Here is a 21,829-nt window from a genome sequence, read left to right on the forward strand (position 1 = left end):
TGGCTGGCAGCGGCGAAGGGCGCAGGAATAGGGTTCGCTCCTACGAGAGCGGCCGGGCATGCTTGCTGTTGCTGGAGTATCGTGGAGAGGGCTCCCGGGCAGCTTTCTCCAGGATATTCGAGGCCCGGACTGGGCACCGAAGATGCGCTTTCGTCGTCTACAATAGCTGCAAATTTTCCCTGAGTTTCTACATGCCCGATATCGAAGGACATGCCTTGCGGGATCTGCCTCTGGATGAGCTGATGGCTTGCCATGAGTGCGACCTGCTGATGCGACGCGAGCCCGTTCCCCTCGGGCACCGATCGGTTTGCCCACGCTGCGGATACGAACTGGAAATCCATCGGCCCCATATGGTCCGGCGTGCCCTGGCGTTGGTGCTGACGGCGCTGATCCTGTATATCCCGGCGAACTTCCTGCCGATCATGCACATCACTATCCTGGGGCAGACCAGCAAGGATACCGTCTGGAGCGGCGTCGTCGGTCTCTATCACTCGAACATGGCCGGTGTCGCCGTCCTGGTGTTCCTGTGCAGCATGGTGATTCCGCTGGCCAAGCTGCTGTGCCAGCTGTTCGTGCTGGTGTCCATCCGCTACAAGGCGCTGCGCGAGCACGGCATGCTGTTGCTCCGCGGCTACCAGCACCTGCGGGAGTGGGGGATGCTCGAGGTCTACCTGATGGGCATCCTCGTCTCCATCGTCAAATTGATCGGCATGGCGGAGCTGCATGTCAGCATCGGCCTGGCCTGTTTCGTTGGCCTGCTGTTCACCCAAATCTGGCTGGAGGTCACCATGTCCCACCATCAGGTCTGGGGCGAGCTGTCTGGGGAGTTCGACGATGCGAGCCATTGATGCCGGGATCGTGGTTTGTGGCGAGTGCCACCAGATCAACCGGCGCGAGGAAGACGACGAGACCCATTGCAGCCGCTGTGGCGCAGTGGTGCACGAGCGCAGGCCCAACAGCATCGTCCGCACCTGGGCGTTGCTGATTACTGCGGCGATCCTTTATATCCCCGCCAACCTGCTACCGATCATGACGGTGAACTTCCTCGGCAACGGCATGCCGGCAACCATCATGGAAGGCGTGGTCGAGCTGATCAACGCGGATATGGTGCCCATTGCCGCCGTGGTATTCCTCGCCAGTATTCTCGTGCCTACCTTCAAGCTCGTTGGCATCGCGTTGCTACTGTATTCAGTACAGCGGCGACAGCCGCTTTCCGCCCTGCAACGGAATGTGATGTACCGCTTCATCGAGTGGATCGGCCGCTGGTCGATGCTCGACATCTTCGTCATCGCGATCCTGGTGACGCTGGTGAACTTCGGCAACCTGGCCAGTATCGAGGCGAACCTTGGTGCGGCTGCTTTCGCCAGTGTGGTGGTGCTCACCATGCTGGCTGCTGTGACTTTCGATCCCCGGCTGATCTGGGATAACACGGACGCGGAAAACGACGATGAGTGACCTCCCAACACCCAAGATGCGCAAGACCACGAACTGGTCGGCTATCTGGATTCTGCCGCTGATCGCACTGGCGATCGGTGCCTGGCTCGCGTGGCGGGCCTATGACCAGGCGGGGATCATGATCCAGATCCAGTTCGAGAGCGGCGAGGGTATCCAGGCCAACAAGACCGAGGTGATCTTCAAGGGGATCGGCGTCGGCAAGGTCGTCGATCTGCACGTGAACAAGCCGACCCTGGGCGTGACCGCCATGGTCGAAATGCGCAAGGAGGCCGCGGAGTACCTGAGCAAAGGCACCCGCTTCTGGTTGGTCAAGCCGCGGGTATCCATTGCTGGGGTGACGGGACTGGAGACACTGGTTTCGGGCAACTACATCGCGATCGACCCGGTGAAGGGTGAGCAGCAGAAGGAGTTCGTCGCGCTGAAGGAGCCGCCGCCGCTCTCTGACAGTCTGCCTGGCCTGCACCTGACACTGAAGGCTGACCGCCTGGGCTCCCTGGAGCAGGGCAGCCCTATCTATTACCGGCAGATTCAGGTCGGCCAGGTGAAGAGCTACCGGCTGGCGGAAGACCAGAAGACCATCGAGGTGAAGGTCCACATCGAGCCGGCCTACGCCAATCTGGTGCGCAAGCACTCGCGTTTCTGGAATGCCAGCGGCATTACCCTGTCCGGCAGTCTCAGTGGCCTGAAGCTGCGTACCGAGTCGCTGGCCAGCATCGCAGCCGGCGGTATTGCCTTCGCCACGCCGGAGAACTATCCCGACAGCCCGCCTACCGACCCGACCAAGCCCTTCCGCCTGTACGAAGACTTCGACGCCGCCCAGGCTGGACTCAGCGTCAAGGTCAAGGTCAGCGACGTCAGCGGTCTCACCCCCGGCAGCACTCCGGTGATGTACAACGGTGTGCAGGTCGGCACGGTGAAGAGCATCGACATGGACAAGGACTTCAACGGCGCCACCGCCACGCTGTCCATGGACCCGCGTACCGAGGACTTCCTCAACAGCAAGACCGAGTTCTGGATGGTCAAGCCCAGCATCTCGCTGGCGGGCATCACCGGGCTCGAGGCGCTGGTGAAGGGGAATTATCTCAGCGTCCGATTCGCCAGCGATGGCGAGCCGACCCGTGATTTCGTCATTCGCCCGAAAGCGCCCCCGTTGAATCTCGATGCACCCGGATTGCATCTGGTGCTGACCACGGATCAGCTGGGATCGCTGGAAGTCGGCACGCCGATTCTCTACCGCCAGATGAAGGTCGGCAGCGTGCAGAGCTACCAGCTCTCCCGCCGTGATCCCTCGCGCCTGGTCATCGGTGTGCACATCGAGCCGGAGTACGCCAATCTGGTCAACACCTCTTCGCGGTTCTGGAATATCAGCGGCGTCACCATCAGTGGCGGGCTGGATGGGATCAAGCTGAAGAGCGAGTCGCTGCAGACATTGATTGCCGGTGGCATTGCCTTCGATACGCCTGATCCCAAGGCCGCGGCCATCACCAAGGTGCGGCGCTTCGTGCTGTTCGACAGCGAGGATGATGCGCACCTCAAGGGCCAGGTGATCGAGTTGCGTGCCGACACTGCCGATGGTCTGAAGGAGGGGACCGTGCTGCGCTTCAAGGGCCTGGAGGTCGGGCGAGTCGAACAGGTGGAACTGAGCAAGGACCTGCAGACCGTGCAACTGAAAGCGCGCCTTACCCGTGGGGCGGATCGTATCGCTCGCCAAGGTACACGCTTCTGGGTGGTGGGGCCGCAAGTGGGCCTGTCGGGTGTCAGCAACCTGGGCACCATTGTCAGCGGCCAGTACATCGAGGTGCTGCCGGCGCCCGCAGCGGGGCAGGCGCAAACCAGCTTCAGCCTGCTGGGTGGCGAGCCGAATCGCCTGCTGGATGCCGATGGCCTGCGTCTGACGCTCAGTGCTGCCCGGCGCGGTTCGTTGAAGGCCGGCGTGCCGGTGACTTATCGCGAAGTCCAGGTGGGCAAGGTGACCTCTTTCGAGCTGGGCGAAACGGCGGATCGCGTGCTGATCCACATCCTCATCGAGCCGCGATATGCGGCGCTTGCGCGGACTGGCAGCCGGTTCTGGAACACCAGTGGTGTCGGGGTGGATGCCGGGCTGTTCAAGGGCGTCAAGGTGCGCACGGAGTCGATGGAGACCATCCTCGCGGGCGGCGTTGCCTTCGCCACGCCAAACAATGCCGAGATGGGCTCGCCGGCCAAACCTGGGCAGACCTTTGCGCTGTTCGACGAGGCCAATGACGAGTGGCTGGATTGGGCGCCGAAGATCCCGCTAGGCAAGGCGAAGTGAGTTGAAGTCAAACACGAAAAGGGCCGCTATTGCGGCCCTTTTTCACTGCAATGGTGGGGGTAGGAGCGAGCTTGCTCGCGAAACCGCCGGCCTCGGTGCAGAGAGGTTCGCGAGCAAGCTCGCTCCTACAATGAACGGGGGCGGTCGGAAAGAAAAAGCCCCGCATGGCGGGGCTTTTTCATTAACGCCGAGAAAGCGCTACGCCGGTTCGGCGCTGGCTTCCACATCGTTGTGCGCAGCCTTTTCGGTATCTCGGCGGCGGATGTACTTCCAGTCCGCCTCGTCGATGTAGATACCATTGGGGCCGCTGCCGCCTTCCAGGTCGATGGCCACCTGGGCCGAGACCTGCGGCTTCACGCTCGCCAGGATCGGCACGAAGCCCAACTGCAGGCTGGTCTCCAGCAGTGCCGACTGGTTGCGTTCGTCGATGTCCGCCGCCTCGTCGAGGTAGTAGGGCAGACGCACGCGGCCGGCCTGCTCGCGGTCCATCAGGTGCAGCAACAGGTACATGTTGGTCAGCGCCTTGATGGTCATGGTGGTGCCGTTGGATGCAGCGCCGTCGATATCGGTGTGCATGATCGGCTGGCCGCCCATCTTGGTGATCTCGAACGCCAGCTCGAACAGGTCCTTGAGCCCCAACTGGTTGTTGTTCGCCGCCACCAGGCGCGACAGGTAGTCCTTGGCTTCCTCGTTCTTCGCATCCTGCTCGGCGCTCTGGGTCAGGTCGAAAACCGAGAGGTTCTCGCCTTCTTCGTACTGGCCGGCACTGTGGATGATCTGGTCGATGTGCTTGAGCGCGTCCTTGTTCGGCGCCAGCACGATGCGGAAGCTCTGCAGGTTCGATACCTGGCGCTTGTTGATCTCGCGGTTGAACAGCGCCAACTGGTGTTCCAGGTTGTCATAGTCGCTGCGGATGTTGCGCAGGGTCCGGGCGATGTCGGTGACTGCCGCACGGCGCGCCTTGGCCAGGGTCATGGCCTCGTCGGTGCGGTGCGCATAGGCGTTGATCAGCAGTTGCAGGCGACGCTCCGGATCATCCTCGCTGTCGAACTTGGCCACGCCCTTCAGGCGCACCTGGGCGTATAGCGCTTCGATCTGACCGTCCACGCGTTGCAGCGATTGCCAGGTGTCCTGGTAGTCATTGAGCAGCGGCAGCAGGTTGTCCATGGAGTCGTCGACCGGGTCCATGAACGGGATGCCGAAGGGCAGGTTGGCCGGCAGCAGCTGGCGGCGGCGCAGGGCGTCGTCGAGGGTGCGCTGCTTGGCTTCCATGTCGGCCAGCTGGCGGCCGATCAGCTGCAGCTTGGCGGACAGTTGCTGGACGCGTTCGGTGAAGGCGTCGGCGGAGCGCTTGAGTTCGTCCTGGGTGGCTTCGAGCTGGGCGAGCTGTTCCAGCTTGCCCGGCTCCTCGGCGTTCAGGGTCTGGCTGCGGCGGAAGTCTTCCAGCGCCTTCTGCGCATCGAGCACGTCCTGATAGAACTTGTCCGCCTGCGCCTTGCTGGCATTGCGGTCGGCGGCGACGGCCTGCTGGGTCTTGAGCTGTTTGAGCTCCTTCTCCAGGCGCTCCTTCTGGTCGCGCAGGGCCGCACGGTCGGCCAGGGCCTGCAGGGCTGGCGGCTCGATGGTGGAGATATCGATGGAGAGGCCAGGTACTTCGAAGCGCTCGCCCTTGAAGGCATCGAGGATCTTCTCGACGCTGCCGACCCACTGGCCGGCTTCGTCCAGGTCCACGCCTTTTTCACCCAGCGGGAGGCTGAACAACGCACCGTTGAACAGGCGCATCAGGCGTTCCACGTCCTGCTGGGAGAATTCCTCGCGCAGGCGGGCGTAGCTGTTGTTGTCGGCGTGTTCGAGTTGCTGGCGAACGCCCTTGAGGCGTTTTTCCAGGTCGCGCATGCGTTCTTCCAGGTCTTCGCTGGAGAACTGCCGGGAGTGCGCCAGGGCGCCGGCCAGTTCGTCGTGGGCGTCCTTGGCGGCGAGCAGTTGCTGCTCCAGTACCTTGACGTCGTCGACCAGCGCGAAGCGGTTCTTCAGCACGGCGAGTTCGCCCATCCAGCGCTGGATTTCGCTGATCTCGCGCTCCAGGCGCATCAGCTCGGCGGTGCTGCCGCGCTGCTCGTTCTGCAGGCCGTCCTGCTCGCGCTTGTAGTGCTCGGCCTGGATGACCAGCTCTTCCTTGCGCGCGCCGGAATAGTCTTCCCAGGTGCCCAGCAGGTTATCCAGCAGCGGCGAGAGGCGGTGCATCTTGCCGCGCAGCAGTTCGCGCTGCTGCACGCCGTTGGCCAGGGCCTCGACCAGCGGGCCGGCGGCGACCAGCGCCTGGTAGTCGCCTTCCATGCGGCGTACGTCGCGGAAGGCTTCTTCGCAGGCGGCGATGTAGTCGACGCTGCCCGAGCGCAGGCTGTGCTCGAAGGCATCGAGGAACAGCTGCTTGAGCTTGGCCGCGGTGATCTCGCGCATGTGCAGCAGGTTGATGAACAGCGAGCGGAAGGTCTTCAGGCTCTGTTCACTGGTGGAGCGCAGCGGGATCAGGGTGAGGTCCAGCGGGATCGAGGTGTGGCCGCCAACCAGCAGGCGGCGCAGCTCGTCAGGCTTCAACTCATAGGATTTGATGCCCTCGCGCTCGAGGTTGGCGTACAGCTCGCGCAGGCGCAGGCAGGTGCCGTTCTTCTGGTAGTGCTCCAGGTCCAGCTCGCCCTGGTAGGCGAAGAACTGGTGGCCGAAGCCGCCGCCCGGGCCGCGACCGCCGACCCCAATCACGTGGCGGCCGTTGGGCAGGTCCAGCTCGATGAGGATGTAGCTGGTGTCGGTGGCGAAGTAGAACTTGCGCGAGGCTTCCAGGCTGTACTTGCCGAAGCTCATGTCCGACATGCGCGCGAGGATCGGGAACTGCAGCGCGTTGATTGACGCCGATTTGCCGAGGTTGTTCGCCCCGTACACCGACAGCGGCTGTTCCAGCGGGAAGATGCCGAGGCTGTAGCCGGCGGTGTTGAGCAGGGCGAAGCGGCGGATGCCGTAGCGTTCCTGGGTCATGCCTGGGCCTCCTGTTCTTCGGCGATGGCGCGGGCGAGGGCGTCTTCTTCGCTCTCTTCTTCTGCGGTGGTGGCCGGTTCGTCGATGATGACGATGGCATCAGCGGGGTCATCGCTCGGCTCCTCGGCATAGGACTCGAGGATCACCACCGGTTCGTCGTCCTCTTCCATCAGCACTGGCGCGCTGAACTGCATTTCGCTGGCGTGCAGGTTGCTGGCCAGGTCGCGGTCCTGCTGGACCGACAGGCAAACGTCGAGGAAGCGGTGGATCGGCGGCAGGAAGCGATACACACCGTTGTCCTCGGCGGCGAAGCCGAGCTGGGTGAGGCGGCGCATCACCTTCTCTTCCAGTTCTTCCTGGGTGGTCACTTCGGCCTGCAGGAACAGGTCGCGGTACTTCTCCAGCAGCGGCGGCAGTTCGTCGCGGCCGATGCTGCCGCCATCGAGTACGGCCAGCGGGTCGCGGCCCTGGTCGGCGAGGTGCTCGACGAGGATGAAGGTGAACAGTGCCAGGCGTTGGGCGGTCTTGTTCACCTGGGCGCCGACCTGTTCGGGCACGAAGTAGTAGAAGCCGCGGGTATCGCAGACCAGTTCGTAGCCCAGGCTGCGGAACAGCGCGCGGTAGGCGTCCTGCTGGTTGGACAGCTGGCTGTACAGCTCCGGGTCGCGGCGGCTGATGTGGAAGCCCTTGAACAGCTCGCGGAAGATCGGCGCGAGCTGGGTCATTTCGGTGAGATTAATCTGCATGCTGTTCGCTCTTGGTGTCCTTGCCAGTCGGGCCGGCGATCAGGGCGAAGGAGCACAGGCTGACGCTGTGCTGGAGAGTGTCGTATTGGGCCCGTTCAAGGCGGTCGCGCTGGAAGCGGGCATCACGGGAGAGGCGCGAGAACCAGTAGAGCAACTCGTCGGTAGCGCCTTCGGGCTCCTGTTCCAGCAGCCACTGCATGAGGTCCGGCAGCGGCAGCGCGGCCTGGCAGCGGTCGAGCATTTCCCGCGCGGTGCGCGGCGAGCGCTGCGGGCCGTCGCTCTTGCGATTGCCACTGGCCTTGGGGAAGTGCGCCGGTTTTGGCTGGAAGTTGGCCAGCGCGAAGACATAGCTCTCGACCTGGGAAGCGGTGCCCAGGAAGTTGCTCTGCGGCCGGGTGAACATCGGCATGGCCGCCTGCGGTACGGCATCGATGCCCTTGCGGCGGATGACTGACAGCGCCAGGGCGGCGCCGCGGGTGATCGCGTTGTGCCGCCGGGCTTCCTCACGCAACGGCAGCAACAGTTCGCGGGCGCGGCGCAGGGTGAGCTGGGCGGTGGTCTGCATTTCCAGGATGCGCGCGTGGGTGCGCAGCAGTTGGTCGTCGTCCACCAGTTGCCCGAGCCGTGCCTGTTCGCTGAGCAGGCGCAGCAGCACCTGTTCCACGCGATGCACGCCCTGTTCGAAGGCGCCATCGGCGGAGACCAGCTGGATCATCGGTTCGACGTATTCGTCCCAGGTCGCCAGCACTTCCGCGTAGCGCTGGCGCAGCGGAATCTGCCGATCCTGGGTCTTGGCCCGGTCGGCCACAGCGACCAGTGCCTGTTCGTCGTTGGCGAGCTTCTTCAGCACGTCGCGCACGCGCATGTCGAGCAGGCGCAGCTGGCGGGCCAGGTCGTTGCCGTCGCGCGCCTCGAAGGCCTCGCGGATGTAGCCGGCCAGGCGCTCGAGGTGGCGCAGGTAGGCTTCGATCTCCAGGCACAGGCCCAGTCGGTGCTCCTGGCGCAGGTAGGCGAGGAAGTCGTGGATCTGCGCGTTCAGCTCGAAGCGGTTGGGGCTCTTGGCCACCGGGACGAGGATGTCCAGGCGCACCCACTGGTCGAGCAGGGCGGTGATGTCCACCGGCGTGCTGTCGGGCAACTGGCTGGTGAGCTGAATACGCAGCTCCACCAGGCTCAGGGTGCCGGCGTCGAAGCGCTCGCACAGCGGTTCGAGCAGCACCCAGTGTTCGGCGAGGGCGCGTAGTACGCGTCGTGGATCGATCATCGGCTTGGTTGGGCCCGGAATGAACAAAGGGGGCGATTGTACTGCAAAGGTCTACCCCTGGCCGACAGGGTGACGAAACGCGTCAGTTTGCGACTGCACGAGCAGCGTCCTTGTGACGTAACTCACGGAAAATCTGGCCTAAATGGCTGAATTTTCTGGCAAGTTTTTTGCCAAAGTCTGTATCAGAGACCTAGATATCAGAGTCTGATTTACGCCGATGACTTACGACGCCGCACTCGCCAAAGCCCGTTGGGCCGAACTGGAACGCCAGAACGACCTCGACTGGGACCTGGATGCGATCACTGATCGCAACGAAGCCATTGCCTTCCTGCAACGCTTCGAAAATCGCTTGTGCATCTATTCGTCGTATGTCGAAAAGCTCTACAGCAACTACAGCTTCGTGATTCCGGAGAGCCAGGAAGGCGGTATCACCATCCTCCCTGACGAGCAGGCCTGGTTCGACACCTTCCATGACATCCCCGGTGATGCTGTGGAGCCCACCGGCATCCACATCCTGCCCGGCGAGACCATGGGCTACAGCGGCCTGTACCTGAAAATCCCCGGCGAGCACCGGCTGGTGGCCTCGCGTGAGCTGCCCTTCCAGGACGGGCTGAAGCTGCTGATCAACCGTTACCGCATGCGCGGGGACATCTTCCTGCCGGTGCTGGTGAAGGGCGACCTGCGCGAGTACGAGGCGCGCATGCCCTCGCTGCACCTGCATCGCCTGAACACCGCCAAGCTGCAGGCTCATTCGCGGCTGAACCTCGACGCCATCAAGGGCGCGATTGCCGAGCATCTGATCGGCCTGTTCCGCCATCAGTAAGCCAGCCGCTGTCACCCGGGTGTGACGATGGGTAACAACCGGCCCCCCGGCTTTCCTTTCTTCGTCTATCGTTCGGAGCGATTTACTCGACTATGGGTCGGCCCGCCGTGGCGGGTGAATTCCTATAGTGGCATCACGGCGCCGAGTCTCGACCTGTTTCCTGACCCGATACGCCCGACGAATAACAACAGGCTTCCGCCAACAGGGGGCCAGGAAAGGAGAGTGCCATGCGTCAGTCCTCCGGTCCGCTCATGCGTGCCCTTGCCTTGCTCTGCGGCGGCCTGCTGGCCTTTTCCGCCCAGGCGCGCATGCAATCGATGGACGATGAAGAGCTGTCCGCCATCTCCGGCCAGGGCGCGATGCTCACTGTCGACGCCTCCACCTACCAGAACTACCAGTACACGCGGCTCAATTTCGGCGCCGATGTCAGCCTGCTGACCAACATTGATCAGTTGAGCCTGGGCAACTACAGCCGCACCGGTTCGACCACCGTTTCCGGCCAGCCGGCGGACATCCTGATCAATAACTTCGCCCTGGGGCGGGTGGACAACGCCAACTCTCCCGATGCCAAGGTGGTGCCGTTCCAGATCCGCGACCCCTATGTCGAATTTGCCTTCCAGACCAACAACGGTGTTCGCCAACTGGTAGGCGCGCGTGTCGGCTTCGGCAAGGCGCAGGGCGACCTCTCCGGCGACATCCTGTCGATCACCGGCAACCTGCAGGGGCAGATCTACGGCCCGGCCTCCATCGCTTACGACTACTACACCCGCAACGGCTGCCCGAACATCATCAACTGCCTGGCGCTGGCCGTGGCCGGCGATACCCCGGTATACGCCGACGTGGTACTGCTCAAGGCCGGTACCGGCGAGGCCACCATCAACGGCCAGCCGATCAACCGCGCCGAGCAGATCGGTATTGCCAAGGGCGACTCGCTGCACTCGGACGCCGGCGGCCTGATCGCTTCGCTGATCCCGACGCTGTCGACCACCAGCAACTGCCAGGCATTGGGCCTGACGACCTGCTTCGACCTGACCAACTACAAGACCATTTATATCGGCAAGCCGGGCTCCACCGACATCAACACCGGCGCCCAGGGCATCTTCTTCTCTCTGCAGAACCAGAACGTGCCCTGGCAGGACCTCGCCAACGCCGGCAATTTCGTCAACACCCAGTCCGGCGCTTTTGCCAATTTCCCCAAGGTGGGCAGCGGCGCGGACGCGGTGTATCCCATCCTGATCAACCTCTACGATGCCCTGCGTGGTCTGCCCCGGCAGTCCACCTGCATGGGTTCGCAAGCGGCGGGCTGCTGACATGAGCTGGCGCGCAGCGGTAGCTGCCTGTCTCGCCGGATGTCTGGTCAGCCTGCCGGCGCTGGGCATGAAGGCCCTGGATGATGATCAACTGGAAGAGGTCAGCGGCGCCGGCCTTGGCTTCTTCATCGATGGCTTCAGCTACGACCAGGCCACTGCCACCTCGAAGATCACCGGGGTGAAGAACAGCGCCAACCAGGACGTGCAGGTGGACATCACCGGCGCGTACATCAAGGGCGCCGGCAGCCAGCGCGGCACCCTCGACACCAAGGCCTACCTCGGTACACCCATGCACCCCTTCACCCTCGGCCCGGTGAAGTACAAGGCAGGGCTGAACATCCCGGCCAACCAGGAGGCGCTGCAACTGATGACGCCGACCTGGACCGACCCGATCAACGACACCCACAAGTTCGGCCTCTGGTCCTACTACCAGGGCTGCTTGTATGGCGACGCCGGTTGTACCAACCCGGCCCAGGCGACCAACAAGATCAACGCCGAACTGAGCGCTTTGAAGACCCAGCGCGACACATTGCTGACCACCTATTCGAACAACATGGTGACGCTCAAGTCCGGCATAGACGCCGACATGGTCGTGGTCAACCAGCGCGAGACGCAGGTCGATGCGGCCCAGGCGGTGCAGAAGACCAACTACAACACCATGAGCGCTCGTTACAACGAAGCGCCCGCGCAGATATGCGGTCTGTTCTGCGCCAATCGCCCGGACATCGGACAGAAGTACGATTGCGGCGTGGTCATCTCCTGCAACAACAGCACGGCAGTGAAGAACTACAACGCCTCGGTGGATGCCTATAACAGCAGCACCGAGAACCTGACGGCCGCCCAGCAGAACCTCAGCGCCGCCTGGAACGTCAGCCGCAACGGCGTCACCCTGAGCCAGCGCGCCAGCGACTACGACAAGTTCGTCCAGCTCTGCGGCGCGCAAGGCGGCAGCGCCACCACCTGCGTCAGCGGCACCATTACCCGCACCGAGAAGAACGTCTCCACGGTGCAATTGGTTGCAGGTGCCATGCAGAATTCATCCGGCACCCGCATCCAGGGCCTGGATATCGGCATTGCCACCAAGTTCACCCTGCCCAGCACAGCGTACAACAGCAACGGTAGCGCTGGTGCCACCACCACCCGCACCGACTTCTTCTCCATTGCCCTGGAGAACTTCACCCTCAACGGTTCCTACCTGAACCTGTGGGGCGACGCGGCTGGCCTGAAGGCCTCCATGAGCCTGCAGATGTACGCCGACAAGCTGATCATCGCCGGCTGCGAGAACTGCGCGGACACCAACAAGGTGGTGGCCAAGAACGTCTACTTCGACCTCAACCTCGGCGACGCCAACTACCAGCCGGCGACGCTCTCGGTGGCCAGCAACGGCGACCTGATGCTCAGCGCGCCGGGCGTTACCTGGGCCAACCACGAGGCCTTCTACCAGAATGTGCAGAAGAGCAATATCAGCATCGGCAACCTGAACATCAGCGGCACCGATGTCGGTTCCCAGGCCATCCGCGGCCTGCGCATCGACTACCTGAACGTCCGCACCGTGAACCTGCCGCGCTAGCGCATGAGGAGACTCGCCGTGAAAACCGCACGCCTTTCGAGCCGACTCCTGGCCCCCGTGTTGCTGCTGGCCGCCGCGACCGCCCACGGCGAGATGCGCGGCCTGGATGACAACGAAATGGCCGATGTCAGTGGCCAGGACGGCGTCAGCCTGAGCGTCAACTTCAACCTCGCCGCCAATACCGCCGATACCCGCTGCACCGGCGGCTGCGGCGCGCGCCTGGCGATCCAGCCGCTCAACAGCACCGGTTACATCGTGCTGGACAACATCAAGGGCACCTTCAGTTTCGACGGCATGTCCATCGACATGGTGACCATCAACAACGGCTTCAATGGCGACGGTGCTCTGTTCAATCGCCAGGCCATGAAGATCGGCCTGACCAACGCCAGCGCCACCAACCTGCAGTTCACCCTGGGCGGCGCCAACCAGGGCAAGGTATCCGGCAGCGGACTGCAGCAGACCAACCTGCTCACCTACCAGGCTACCGGCGCAGTCAAGCTCACCGGCAACGTCTACGTCTTCGGTACTCCGTAAGCGATTCGCACAGGCGCTCCGCCCGCCGGCCTTTCCCCCCGGCGCGTTTCACGCGACAATCCCGCCTCGTCGTGTCGGCCTGCCCGTGCAGGCACCACCCACAGGTAATCGCCCCTTGATCGAAGAAGCCCGTCGCCGCGCCTACCTTGGCGCCATGCAGGTCGCCAGTTGGCTGCCGCGCGTGGTGCTGCCGTTCGCCGCCCCGTCGCGCCCGGAGCTGCTGGAAACGCCCGCGCCCATCGTCGCCGAGCCCGTGGCTCCTGTGCCCAGCGCCGTGGCCCGCGAGTCTGCTGTACCGGCGGCTGCACCCTCGGCAGCGCCGGTCACCGCCGGAGAGCCCGGCTCGATTGCCGCGCGGCTGCTGCCCAAGGTCGCTGCTCCGACCAAGCCCTCGCCGATCAAGGCTGAAGAGCCGGCCGAAGCGCAAGACGAACCCGTTGCCCGCGCTCCCGTCGCACCGCCGCCACGCTTCGCCCTGCAACTGCTGCGAGCCGGTGAATGCATCCTGCTGGTCGAACTGCCCACCGGCGAACCGCTGGCCAGTCGTGATCCGGCCTACCTGCTGCTGAAAGACCTGCTGCGCGCCGCCGGCCTGCCGGATAGCCCGCAATTGATGGGTGAGCCGGTACGCTGGCCGCTGTTCTCCCGCGGCAACATGGACCAGGGCCCGCAAGCCGCCCGCGAATTCGTCCAGGGCTTCGTCGCCGCGCGGCTGGAGGAGGGCGCCCCGTGCTCCTGCCTGTGGCTGGTCGGCATGCCCGCCGTGCGCTTCGCCGGCGAAGGCGATGAAGAATCCCTGCTGCGCGAGCTGCAGGTCGAAGGCCTGGGCGTAGCCTGGGCGCTGCCGGGACTCGAGCGCCTGGCCGAAGAACCTACCTTGAAAGCCGACCTCTGGCGCGCCATGCGCCGTGTGCGGCAACGCTGGATGAGTCAGACCCCTGCATGAGCGACGCCGTTTCCTTCCGCCCGATGACCGAGGCGGACCTCGATGCTGTACTCAAGATCGAATACGCCGCCTTCAGCCACCCCTGGACGCGCGGCACCTTCGCCGACGGCCTGAAAAGCTACGAATGCTGGGTGATGTTCGAAGGCAGCCAGCAGGTCGGCCACGGCGTGATCCAGCTGATTCTCGATGAAGCGCATCTGCTCAACATCACCGTCAAGCCGGAAAGCCAAGGCCGCGGCCTCGGACTGGCTCTGCTGGAACACCTGATGAAGCGCGCCCACGAAAAGGGTGGTGTGGAATGCTTCCTCGAAGTCCGCGCCTCCAACGGCCCCGCCTACCGCCTCTATGAGCGCTATGGCTTCAACGAAATCGGCCGCCGCCGGGATTACTACCCGGCAGTCGGCGGTCGTGAAGACGCGCTGGTGATGGCCTGCACGCTGGTCGATTGACCGGCGCAGGGGCCCATAGCGGCAAACCTTGCCCGCGACCGCCTGAAGCCGAGTTCCGGGAAGGATTTCGCGGATGAGATCCGCTCCTACTGTTGAATCTCTGCACCATTGGCCACGATTAGCAATCGGCTGAGACGTCAGGGTTACATAGGAGATGGCTCTGTCCGCGATCGCATTCCCTTTGGCCTCTCCTCGCCCCCGCGCCGGCGCGCTTTTTTTGTAGGAGCGAGCTTGCTCGCGAACTCCCGTCGGTGATGAGCTCCCAGCCGTCAACAGCACTCTTCGCTAGGCTCGCGTCGCGATAGCCCAGCCTAGAGCCCTCAATGCGTCATCCCCCGCAAAGCCTGGAAAATTCTCGAAATTCGGGTTTTTCCTAGGCCGATTCCTGGCTTACCCTTAAGACCAATAACAACAAGAACATAAGGTCGCAAACATGAATCGCAGCGATGTGATCGTGGTGGGCGCCGGTATTTCGGGGCTGACCGCGGCCTGGCGTCTGGCGCAAGCCGGGCGGCGGGTGAAAGTGATCGAGGCCAACAAGCGCGTCGGTGGGCGCACCCTCAACCATCGCTTCGCCAGCGGCGAAGTGGTCGAGGTGGGCGGCCAGTGGGTCGGGCCGACCCAGGAGCGCATCCTTTCTCTGCTGGCCGAGCTCGGCCTGTCGACCTACCCGCAATGGAACCAGGGCGACAATCTCACCCTTTTCGGCGGCCGGCTCAGGCCATATCGCGGCACCATCCCGAAGTTTCCTCCCCACGTACTGCTCGATGTCCTTCAGGCCCATGTCCGCCTGGACCGCATGGCGCGGGAAATCCCGCTGGGCGACCCCAGCCTGCACCCCAAGGCTCCCCAATGGGACAGCCTCACCTTCGCCGAATGGCTGCGGCGCAATGTGCGCACCTCCACCGGGCGCAAGGTCTTCGAATTGATGTGCGGCGCTGTATTCGCCGCGAGTCCCCATGACCTCTCGTTCCTCCATGTCCTCTTCTATATCCACGGGGGCACCAACCTCGACACCGTCCTCGGCGTCGAAGGCGGCGCCCAGCAGGACCGCATCCTTGGTGGCTCCCAGCGGGTCAGCGAAACCCTGGCCGAGCGCCTGGGCGACGTCCACACCGGCGAACCGGTGCGAGCTGTGCGCCAGGACGGCAGCCGTGTCGAGCTGGTGACCGACCGCGGCACCCACCAGGCCAGCCATGTCATCTTCGCCATCCCGCCGACTCAACTGCTGCGCATCACCCAGGAACCGCTGCTGCCGAGCTGGCGTGACCAACTGCTGCAGCGTCTGCCCCAGGGCGCGGTGATCAAGTGCATGGCGCTCTACGACAAGCCATTCTGGCGTGACAAGGGGCTGTCCGGGCAGGCTACCAGCGAGACCGGCCCGGTACGCCTGACCTTCGACAACAGCGTCCCCGACTCCGGACGCGGCGTGTTACTGGGCTTCATCGAAGGCGACGAGGCGCGGCAATGGAACGCGCGGCCCGCGGGTGACCGTCGTGGCGAGGTGCTGGGCTGCTTCGCCCGCTACTTCGGCGAACAGGCACTGCAGCCGGTGGACTACGTGGACAAGTCCTGGGCCGAGGAACCCTTCGCCCGGGGCTGCTATGCCGCGCTTTTCCCGCCGGGACTGTGGAGCAGCGGTGCGGCGCGCCTACGCGAGCCCCACGGGCGTTTGCACTTCGCTGGCACAGAAACGGCGACGCGCTGGATGGGCTATTTCGATGGGGCCGTGGAGGCCGGGGAGCGCGCCGCGCGGGAAGTGCTCGGCGCGCGGGAAGATCACGGGGAGGAAGATTATGTGCGACACCTTGGTATTGCGTAGCGGCGGGGCTACCTGGTTCGCCAAGAACAGCGACCGTGAACCCGCCGAAGCGCAACGTCTGATCCGCCTGCCCGCGGTCAGCGGCGACAGCGCGGCCAAGGTGCGCACCAGTTATCTGGAGATTCCTCAGACCGCCAATCGGCACGGCGTCATCCTCAGCCAGCCGGCCTGGTTGTGGGGCGCCGAGATGGGCGTCAACGACAAGGGCGTGGCCATCGGCAACGAAGCCGTGTTCACCAAACTTACTCAGCGCGAAGGCGAAGCCCTGCTCGGCATGGACCTGCTGCGCCTGGGCCTGGAGCGCGGCGCCAGTGCCCGCGAGGCCTTGGCAGTGATTACCGAACTGCTGGAACGCCACGGCCAGGGCGGCCCGGCCGGTTACCGCAACAAGCGCATGCGCTACGACAACAGCTTCCTGATCGCCGACCGCGACGAAGCCTGGGTGCTCGAAACCGCCGGGCGCCTGTGGGCGGCGAAGAAGGTCGAGCGCTGGGCTATCTCCAACGCCCTGAGCCTCGGCCACGAGTACGACCTCGCCAGCCCCAACCTGGAAACCCAGGCGCGCCGTTTCGGGTGCTGGAATGGGCGGGGCGATTTCCACTTCGCCCGCGCCTTCGATGGCTTCGTGCTGCCCTGGGTAGCTGGCGCTCACCAGCGTCGCCAGCTCAATGAGGACTTTCTCGCCCACTGTCCGGCCCAGGTCGACTGGCTGGCGCTGGTGGTCGCCCTGCGCAGCCACGGTCATCGCGGGCACCGCTTCAACCTGCACGACAACCGGCAGGTCTGCCTCCACGCCGGCAGCTTCTGGCGCCCCTCGCAGACTGCCGCCAGCCTGATTGCTCGGCTCGACGGTGGGGCCCCGCGCCTGGCCGCTACCGCCACCTCCGCGCCGTGCCTGTCGATGTTCCAGCCGCTGGGTTTCGACGAGCGTGCCGGAGAAGGGCTGCTCAGCCGCGAGACCGACGCGGTGGAAGATTCCCTCTGGTGGCGTTTCGAGACCGTGCACCAGCGCGCGCTGGCCGATCCCGGTTTCGCCGATGCCCTGCGCGCCGGCCACGGCTGGCTGGAAACCGAGTTGCTCAGCGCCCTGGATCGGCGCACGCTGGATTGGCCGCGCCTTGCCGCCGAAGGCCAGGCCTGGCACGACGCCTGGCACCAGCTGGCGCTGCAACAGGCGCCGCGCCCGCCGCGCTGGTGGCGGCTCAACGCTGTGCGTTGATGCGGCTTGTCAGTCAAGCCCGCCCTGCGTAAGGTGCGGCCAGCCAATGATGAGGAGCCGGACATGAGCGATCTGCAGGAACTGTTCGATAACAACGCCCGCTGGGCCGAAGCCATCAAGCAGGAAGACCCCGACTTCTTTGCCAAACTGGCCCGCCAGCAGACTCCCGAATACCTGTGGATCGGCTGCTCCGATGCACGCGTGCCGTCCAACCAGATCGTCGGCTTGCTGCCGGGCGACCTGTTCGTCCACCGCAATGTCGCCAACGTCGTGCTGCACACCGACCTCAACTGCCTGTCGGTCATCCAGTTCGCCGTCGACGTGCTCAAGGTCAAGCACATCCTGGTCACCGGCCACTATGGCTGCGGTGGCGTGCGCGCTGCACTACATCACACCCAGCTCGGCCTGATCGACGGCTGGCTGCGCACCATCCGCGACCTGGCCTACGAATATCGCGACCACCTCGCCCAGTTCGAGAAGGAAGAAGAGCGCGTCGACCGCCTCTGCGAGCTCAACGTCATCCAGCAGGTCGCCAACGTCAGCCACACCAGCATCGTCCAGAACGCCTGGCACCGCGGCCAGAAGATATCCGTGCATGGCTGCATCTACGGCATCAAGGACGGTATCTGGAAAGACCTCAACGTCACCGTCAGCGGCCTCGACCAACTGCCGCCGCAGTACCGCCTGCGCCCGCTCGGCCAATCTTGAGCCAACGCCTGTGCGTCATCCCCGGTGACGGTATCGGCCGGGAGGTCGTGCCGGTCGCCGTGGCGGTTCTGCAGCGTCTGCTGCCCGTTCTGCAGGTAGAAGAAGCCGAAGCCGGCTGGGACTGTTTCCAGCGCCACGGCACCTCCGTTCCCGCCACCACCTACGAACGCCTGCGCGCCTGCGGCGCCGGGCTGTTCGGTGCCGTGTCCTCACCCAGCCACAGGGTCGAGGGTTACCGCAGCGCCATCCTCAGCCTGCGTCAGACACTGGCGCTGAACCTCAACTTGCGTCCCGTGCGCTCGCGCCCGGTGGTTTCGCCGCGCGCCGGCATCGACTTGCTGGTCCTGCGGGAAAACAGTGAAGGCCTCTACAGCGGTCGCGAACACTGGGAAGCCGAAGGCGTCGCCATCGCCGAACGTGTTATCAGCCGCGCGGCCTGCGAACGCCTCGCCGCTGGCGCCGCCGAACTGGCCCGCGCGCGCCATGCCCGGCGCATCACCCTGGTGCACAAGGCCAATGTCCTGCCGTTGACTTGCGGCCTGTTCCGCGACACCTGTCGCGACCGGCTGGCCGAAGACGGCTGGAGCGACGTGCTCGACGAACGCCTGGTCGACGTCGCCGCCCTGCAACTGGTCGAGCGACCGGAAGCCTTCGACCTGATCGTCACCACCAACCTTTTCGGCGACATCCTCTCCGACCTCGCCAGCCACTGGGGCGGCGGCCTGGGGCAGGCGCCCTCACTCAACCTCGGTGCCGGTCTAGCCCTGGCTGAACCCGTCCATGGCAGCGCGCCTGATATCGCCGGCACTGGCCGCGCTAACCCACTCGCCGCCATCCTCAGCGCCGGCATGTTGCTGCAGCACCACTGGCAACTCCCCGAACTGGCCGACTGGATCGATGCGGCGGTGGATGGCTTCCTGACGGAGGAGGGGACTGTGGACTTCGGTGGGAAGACCACCAAGGTGATCGGGCAGGGCGTGTTGCAGCGGCTGGACTGATTGACCGATCTCGCCGGTCGCCATGATGTCCGGTGGCCACCGCCGGGAACTACGCTGAAAGCACCATCCTCCCCAAGGTGCCCGGCATGTGCGGACGCTACGTCAGCCCCGAAGAGGCCGCCATCGAACGCTACTGGCATATCGGCGCTTGCACGCCACCGCGCTGGCTGGAAGCCTGCTACAACGTCGCCCCGACCATGGCCGTGCCCATCCTGCGCTACGACGAAAGCGGCCAGCTTGAACTGCTACCCGCCCGCTGGGGCCTGATCCCCACCTGGTGGAAGGAGTCCACTCCTCCTCGTATCTCCTTCAACGCCCGCAGCGAAGAAGCCGCCGGCAAACCCCTCTGGCGCCAAGCCATGCGCAGCACCCGCTGCCTGATGCCCGCCCTGGGCTGGTACGAGTGGAACGAGAAGGAAACCCTGCGCAACGCTGCCGGCCGCCAGGTCCATCAGCCGTACTTCATCCACAGCTCCACCGACCCCATCATCGCCATTGCCGGCCTCTGGTCCCTGTGGATAAACCCCAACGGCGAGCCTGTCTTCTCCTGCGCTCTGCTGACCAAAGACGCTGCGCCCAGCATCGACCACATCCATCACCGCATGCCCGTGGTGCTGGCGCCGGAGAACTTTGAGGAATGGTTATCCGCGGCTACGCGCGGCGAAGCGTTGGGCGACTTGATTCATCATGCGCGGGAAGACTTTGCAGGACATCGGGTGTCGTTAAAGGTGAATGATGTGAGGAGCGATTTCTTGGAACTGATCGAGGACGTTGATTGAGTGGCGTAAGCGGGTTATTTCGGGGGCAAAGCCTTGGAGATTGGCGGGCCTTCGAGATTGCTTCACTCGCATGAGCACGCTAGCGGCAACGCTGGCTGACCGAAGTTGAACCCGAGACAGTCAGCCGGGAGCAACGTTACCTGCCGGCCATCTTCTCCGAGCTGATCCGCCTCCGCTCATGGCGCGCAGAAAACCCACTGGCCAACGTCCGACAGATCAAGACCGATCAGGTCGAACTGACCTTCCTCACCCTGGATCAGGTCGCCCAGTTCCTTGAGGAGCGCAAGGCCTGCACGAACAACCACACGTACCCGGTCGCTCTCCTGTGCCTCGCTACAGGTGCTCGCTGGGAAGAGGCTGAGAGCATCGCTCGTGGGGCTGTGCATGGGGGAAAGGTCCACTACCCGCTGACCATGAACGCTTATGAGCGCTGTGGATTCCACACGCCGGGACAACTGACCCATATCCTCCGCCATACCTACGCGAGCCATTACGTGATAGGAGGAGGGACATCCTCACGCTGAAGCGGATCCTGGGGCACTCGTCGATGACGATGGGGTATGCGCATTTGTCGCCAGAGCACTTGGTTTGCGCACTCAGCCTTTCTCCACTCGGGCAGGTGGGTTCGGCTGCAGTTTGCTAGATGAGAAGAGCAGAAGTAGACTTGTACAATAAATTGCACATGAGGTGCCCCGTGCGCGTCGTTAATTTCTCTGATGCCCGCAACAATCTGAAGAAGGTCATTGATGACGTTGTCGATGACGCGGACTTCACCGTGATCTCTCGCCGCGATGCGCCGGACGCAGTGCTGCTTTCGCTCGACAGCTTCAATAGCCTGATGGAAACCGTCCATCTTCTGAAGTCGCCGGCCAACGCGGCTCACCTGGCGCGCTCCCTGGCGCAAATGGAGTCGGGCAAAATGGTCGTGCGGGAACTGGTGGAGGATGAAGAACTGCCTCGCCGCAAGAGCGCGAGTCGCTCGCCCGCTCTGCCCCCTGCCAAGCCTGCGCCAAAGAAAGCCAAGGCTGCGGTGAAAGCGGACAAGGTGGTGCGCTGATGACGAGCCGTCTGGTCTGGTCCCTGGAAGCATGGGCCGACTACGAGTATTGGCAGGGCCAGGACAAGAAGACGCTCAAGCGGATCAATCTGCTGATCAAGGATTGCTGCCGGAGCCCGTTCGAGGGCATCGGCAAGCCTGAACCCTTGAAGGAGAACCTTTCGGGGTGGTGGTCCAGACGGATCGATGACACCAACCGCTTGGTTTATCGGCAGGTTAGGGAGTCGTTGGAAATCCTGTCGTGCCGATATCATTACTAGCAGGCTCGATTTCCTCGTTCGACGAGGAGTTTGCATCGCTTTGACTGTGGTCGCTTTTGCCTAATGGCAAATTGCTGTCTAGCTTGGTGGAGACGTCAGCTCTCCAGCCGAGGTGGTAACGATGGAAGCGTTATCTGAAGTGACAGAGCCCCAAAAGCAGTCCAGGGGCGAAAGTGATCAGCAGGAAGGGCGGACACTGGCTAACTCTTCGGCCGAGCTGTACGCCCTGATCAATACGATCCTGATGGACACATCGCTTACCGCGAAGGAAAAGCAATTGCTCATTGATGAGGTACGAAAGAGCACGCCTGCTAGCGATCGATGGACTTATCGATATGCCATCTATGGGTTACTAGCAGTGGTGCTTTTGACTGTATTAGGAGCGCTCTTTCTGCAGGACAAATTCCCAGCTAGCGTGATCGCCATAGGTTCGGCGGCTGTGGGAGGGCTGGCAGGGATGCTGGGTTCGGTGAAGAGAGGCTAGTGAGTGGACAAGCCGTAGTCCCGTAGGCAAAACAAAAAGGGGTTAGCTTGCGCTAACCCCTTCTTTTATATGGTGGCTA

The 21,829-nt window shown here is 63.8% G+C and carries 20 protein-coding genes and 1 pseudogene; 18 read left to right on the forward strand and 3 right to left on the reverse strand.

The features are described from left to right. The first annotated feature begins 191 nt into the window (after positions 1-191). The 3 genes from AC2T4A_RS09420 to AC2T4A_RS09430 are packed head-to-tail and all read left to right on the forward strand — an operon-like array spanning position 192 to position 3,748. On the forward strand, positions 192-848 hold the full coding sequence (locus AC2T4A_RS09420) for a paraquat-inducible protein A (protein ID WP_416752246.1): 657 nt from the start codon (positions 192-194) through the stop codon (positions 846-848). Beyond that, positions 835-1,455 carry a paraquat-inducible protein A gene (locus tag AC2T4A_RS09425; RefSeq protein WP_478379653.1) on the forward strand — a complete coding sequence of 207 codons (621 nt, stop codon included), beginning with the start codon at positions 835-837 and terminating at the stop codon, positions 1,453-1,455. Before AC2T4A_RS09420 ends, AC2T4A_RS09425 begins: the two co-directional genes overlap by 14 nt. Continuing rightward, complete coding sequence (locus tag AC2T4A_RS09430; protein ID WP_486743158.1) at positions 1,448-3,748, forward strand: PqiB family protein; 2,301 nt, start codon at positions 1,448-1,450, stop codon at positions 3,746-3,748. The genes AC2T4A_RS09425 and AC2T4A_RS09430 overlap by 8 nt, the downstream gene beginning before the upstream one ends. Before the next feature lie 198 nt (positions 3,749-3,946). Here the strand turns inward: AC2T4A_RS09430 and mksF are convergent, their stop codons facing one another. The 3 genes from mksF to mksB are packed head-to-tail and all read right to left on the reverse strand — an operon-like array spanning position 3,947 to position 8,791. Beyond that, positions 3,947-6,781, reverse strand: a complete 2,835-nt coding sequence (gene mksF / locus AC2T4A_RS09435) for an Mks condensin complex protein MksF (RefSeq protein WP_416752252.1) — start codon at positions 6,779-6,781, stop codon at positions 3,947-3,949. Then, complete coding sequence (mksE, locus tag AC2T4A_RS09440) at positions 6,778-7,527, reverse strand: Mks condensin complex protein MksE (protein WP_416752254.1); 750 nt, start codon at positions 7,525-7,527, stop codon at positions 6,778-6,780. The genes mksF and mksE overlap by 4 nt, the downstream gene beginning before the upstream one ends. Beyond that, a complete protein-coding gene (gene mksB, locus AC2T4A_RS09445; protein ID WP_416752256.1) occupies positions 7,517-8,791 on the reverse strand; it encodes an Mks condensin complex protein MksB in 1,275 nt (424 codons plus the stop codon). Before mksB ends, mksE begins: the two co-directional genes overlap by 11 nt. A 217-nt stretch (positions 8,792-9,008) precedes the next feature. On the opposite strand from mksB, the gene AC2T4A_RS09450 reads away from it, so the two are divergent. From AC2T4A_RS09450 to AC2T4A_RS09520, 15 genes and pseudogenes are all read left to right on the forward strand, one after another. After that, positions 9,009-9,614, forward strand: coding sequence for a hypothetical protein (locus AC2T4A_RS09450; RefSeq protein ID WP_054911231.1), 606 nt, complete (start codon positions 9,009-9,011; stop codon positions 9,612-9,614). 227 nt (positions 9,615-9,841) lie between these two features. Continuing rightward, positions 9,842-10,924, forward strand: coding sequence for a hypothetical protein (locus AC2T4A_RS09455; protein ID WP_416752258.1), 1,083 nt, complete (start codon positions 9,842-9,844; stop codon positions 10,922-10,924). A gap of 1 nt (position 10,925) precedes the next feature. Continuing rightward, entirely contained in the window at positions 10,926-12,494 is a 1,569-nt protein-coding gene (locus tag AC2T4A_RS09460) for a hypothetical protein (protein WP_416752260.1), read from the forward strand. 18 nt (positions 12,495-12,512) lie between these two features. Next, a complete protein-coding gene (locus tag AC2T4A_RS09465; protein WP_478379648.1) occupies positions 12,513-13,028 on the forward strand; it encodes a DUF6160 family protein in 516 nt (171 codons plus the stop codon). 115 nt (positions 13,029-13,143) lie between these two features. Beyond that, positions 13,144-13,974, forward strand: a complete 831-nt coding sequence (locus AC2T4A_RS09470; RefSeq protein WP_416752264.1) for an energy transducer TonB — start codon at positions 13,144-13,146, stop codon at positions 13,972-13,974. Further along, positions 13,971-14,423, forward strand: a complete 453-nt coding sequence (gene rimI / locus AC2T4A_RS09475) for a ribosomal protein S18-alanine N-acetyltransferase (RefSeq protein WP_081516411.1) — start codon at positions 13,971-13,973, stop codon at positions 14,421-14,423. The genes AC2T4A_RS09470 and rimI overlap by 4 nt, the downstream gene beginning before the upstream one ends. Positions 14,424-14,856: 433 nt before the next feature. Beyond that, positions 14,857-16,245, forward strand: a complete 1,389-nt coding sequence (locus AC2T4A_RS09480; protein WP_486743159.1) for a flavin monoamine oxidase family protein — start codon at positions 14,857-14,859, stop codon at positions 16,243-16,245. Continuing rightward, positions 16,220-17,464 carry a C69 family dipeptidase gene (locus AC2T4A_RS09485; RefSeq protein WP_486743160.1) on the forward strand — a complete coding sequence of 415 codons (1,245 nt, stop codon included), beginning with the start codon at positions 16,220-16,222 and terminating at the stop codon, positions 17,462-17,464. Before AC2T4A_RS09480 ends, AC2T4A_RS09485 begins: the two co-directional genes overlap by 26 nt. Before the next feature lie 63 nt (positions 17,465-17,527). Further along, positions 17,528-18,172: a carbonate dehydratase gene (gene can, locus AC2T4A_RS09490; RefSeq protein ID WP_416752271.1), complete on the forward strand. Its 645-nt coding sequence runs from the start codon at positions 17,528-17,530 to the stop codon at positions 18,170-18,172. Then, the gene (locus tag AC2T4A_RS09495; RefSeq protein WP_486743161.1) at positions 18,169-19,170 is read left to right on the forward strand and encodes an isocitrate/isopropylmalate dehydrogenase family protein; all 1,002 of its coding nucleotides are present in this window, start codon (positions 18,169-18,171) and stop codon (positions 19,168-19,170) included. The genes can and AC2T4A_RS09495 overlap by 4 nt, the downstream gene beginning before the upstream one ends. 32 nt (positions 19,171-19,202) lie before the next feature. Beyond that, positions 19,203-19,949, forward strand: coding sequence for an SOS response-associated peptidase (locus AC2T4A_RS09500; RefSeq protein ID WP_486743162.1), 747 nt, complete (start codon positions 19,203-19,205; stop codon positions 19,947-19,949). Between the two features lie 83 nt (positions 19,950-20,032). Continuing rightward, positions 20,033-20,592: pseudogene (locus AC2T4A_RS09505) on the forward strand (phage integrase); the annotation flags it as partial. A gap of 51 nt (positions 20,593-20,643) precedes the next feature. Continuing rightward, on the forward strand, positions 20,644-21,006 hold the full coding sequence (locus AC2T4A_RS09510) for a type II toxin-antitoxin system Phd/YefM family antitoxin (protein WP_486743163.1): 363 nt from the start codon (positions 20,644-20,646) through the stop codon (positions 21,004-21,006). Continuing rightward, positions 21,006-21,266: a Txe/YoeB family addiction module toxin gene (locus AC2T4A_RS09515; protein WP_478379640.1), complete on the forward strand. Its 261-nt coding sequence runs from the start codon at positions 21,006-21,008 to the stop codon at positions 21,264-21,266. The genes AC2T4A_RS09510 and AC2T4A_RS09515 overlap by 1 nt, the downstream gene beginning before the upstream one ends. A gap of 121 nt (positions 21,267-21,387) precedes the next feature. Next, a complete protein-coding gene (locus AC2T4A_RS09520) occupies positions 21,388-21,750 on the forward strand; it encodes a hypothetical protein (protein ID WP_486743164.1) in 363 nt (120 codons plus the stop codon). The last annotated feature ends 79 nt before the right edge of the window (positions 21,751-21,829 follow it).

Source organism: Pseudomonas sp. PVC-3-1 (assembly GCF_057444315.1).

Coding starts and splice junctions, on each gene's coding strand:
- AC2T4A_RS09420 (WP_416752246.1), top strand. CDS start 192: ATGCCCGATATCGAAGGACATGCCTTGCGGGATCTGCCTCTGGATGAG.
- AC2T4A_RS09425 (WP_478379653.1), top strand. CDS start 835: ATGCGAGCCATTGATGCCGGGATCGTGGTTTGTGGCGAGTGCCACCAG.
- AC2T4A_RS09430 (WP_486743158.1), top strand. CDS start 1,448: ATGAGTGACCTCCCAACACCCAAGATGCGCAAGACCACGAACTGGTCG.
- mksF (WP_416752252.1), bottom strand. CDS start 6,781: ATGACCCAGGAACGCTACGGCATCCGCCGCTTCGCCCTGCTCAACACC.
- mksE (WP_416752254.1), bottom strand. CDS start 7,527: ATGCAGATTAATCTCACCGAAATGACCCAGCTCGCGCCGATCTTCCGC.
- mksB (WP_416752256.1), bottom strand. CDS start 8,791: ATGATCGATCCACGACGCGTACTACGCGCCCTCGCCGAACACTGGGTG.
- AC2T4A_RS09450 (WP_054911231.1), top strand. CDS start 9,009: ATGACTTACGACGCCGCACTCGCCAAAGCCCGTTGGGCCGAACTGGAA.
- AC2T4A_RS09455 (WP_416752258.1), top strand. CDS start 9,842: ATGCGTCAGTCCTCCGGTCCGCTCATGCGTGCCCTTGCCTTGCTCTGC.
- AC2T4A_RS09460 (WP_416752260.1), top strand. CDS start 10,926: ATGAGCTGGCGCGCAGCGGTAGCTGCCTGTCTCGCCGGATGTCTGGTC.
- rimI (WP_081516411.1), top strand. CDS start 13,971: ATGAGCGACGCCGTTTCCTTCCGCCCGATGACCGAGGCGGACCTCGAT.
- AC2T4A_RS09480 (WP_486743159.1), top strand. CDS start 14,857: ATGAATCGCAGCGATGTGATCGTGGTGGGCGCCGGTATTTCGGGGCTG.
- AC2T4A_RS09485 (WP_486743160.1), top strand. CDS start 16,220: ATGTGCGACACCTTGGTATTGCGTAGCGGCGGGGCTACCTGGTTCGCC.
- can (WP_416752271.1), top strand. CDS start 17,528: ATGAGCGATCTGCAGGAACTGTTCGATAACAACGCCCGCTGGGCCGAA.
- AC2T4A_RS09515 (WP_478379640.1), top strand. CDS start 21,006: ATGACGAGCCGTCTGGTCTGGTCCCTGGAAGCATGGGCCGACTACGAG.
- AC2T4A_RS09520 (WP_486743164.1), top strand. CDS start 21,388: ATGGAAGCGTTATCTGAAGTGACAGAGCCCCAAAAGCAGTCCAGGGGC.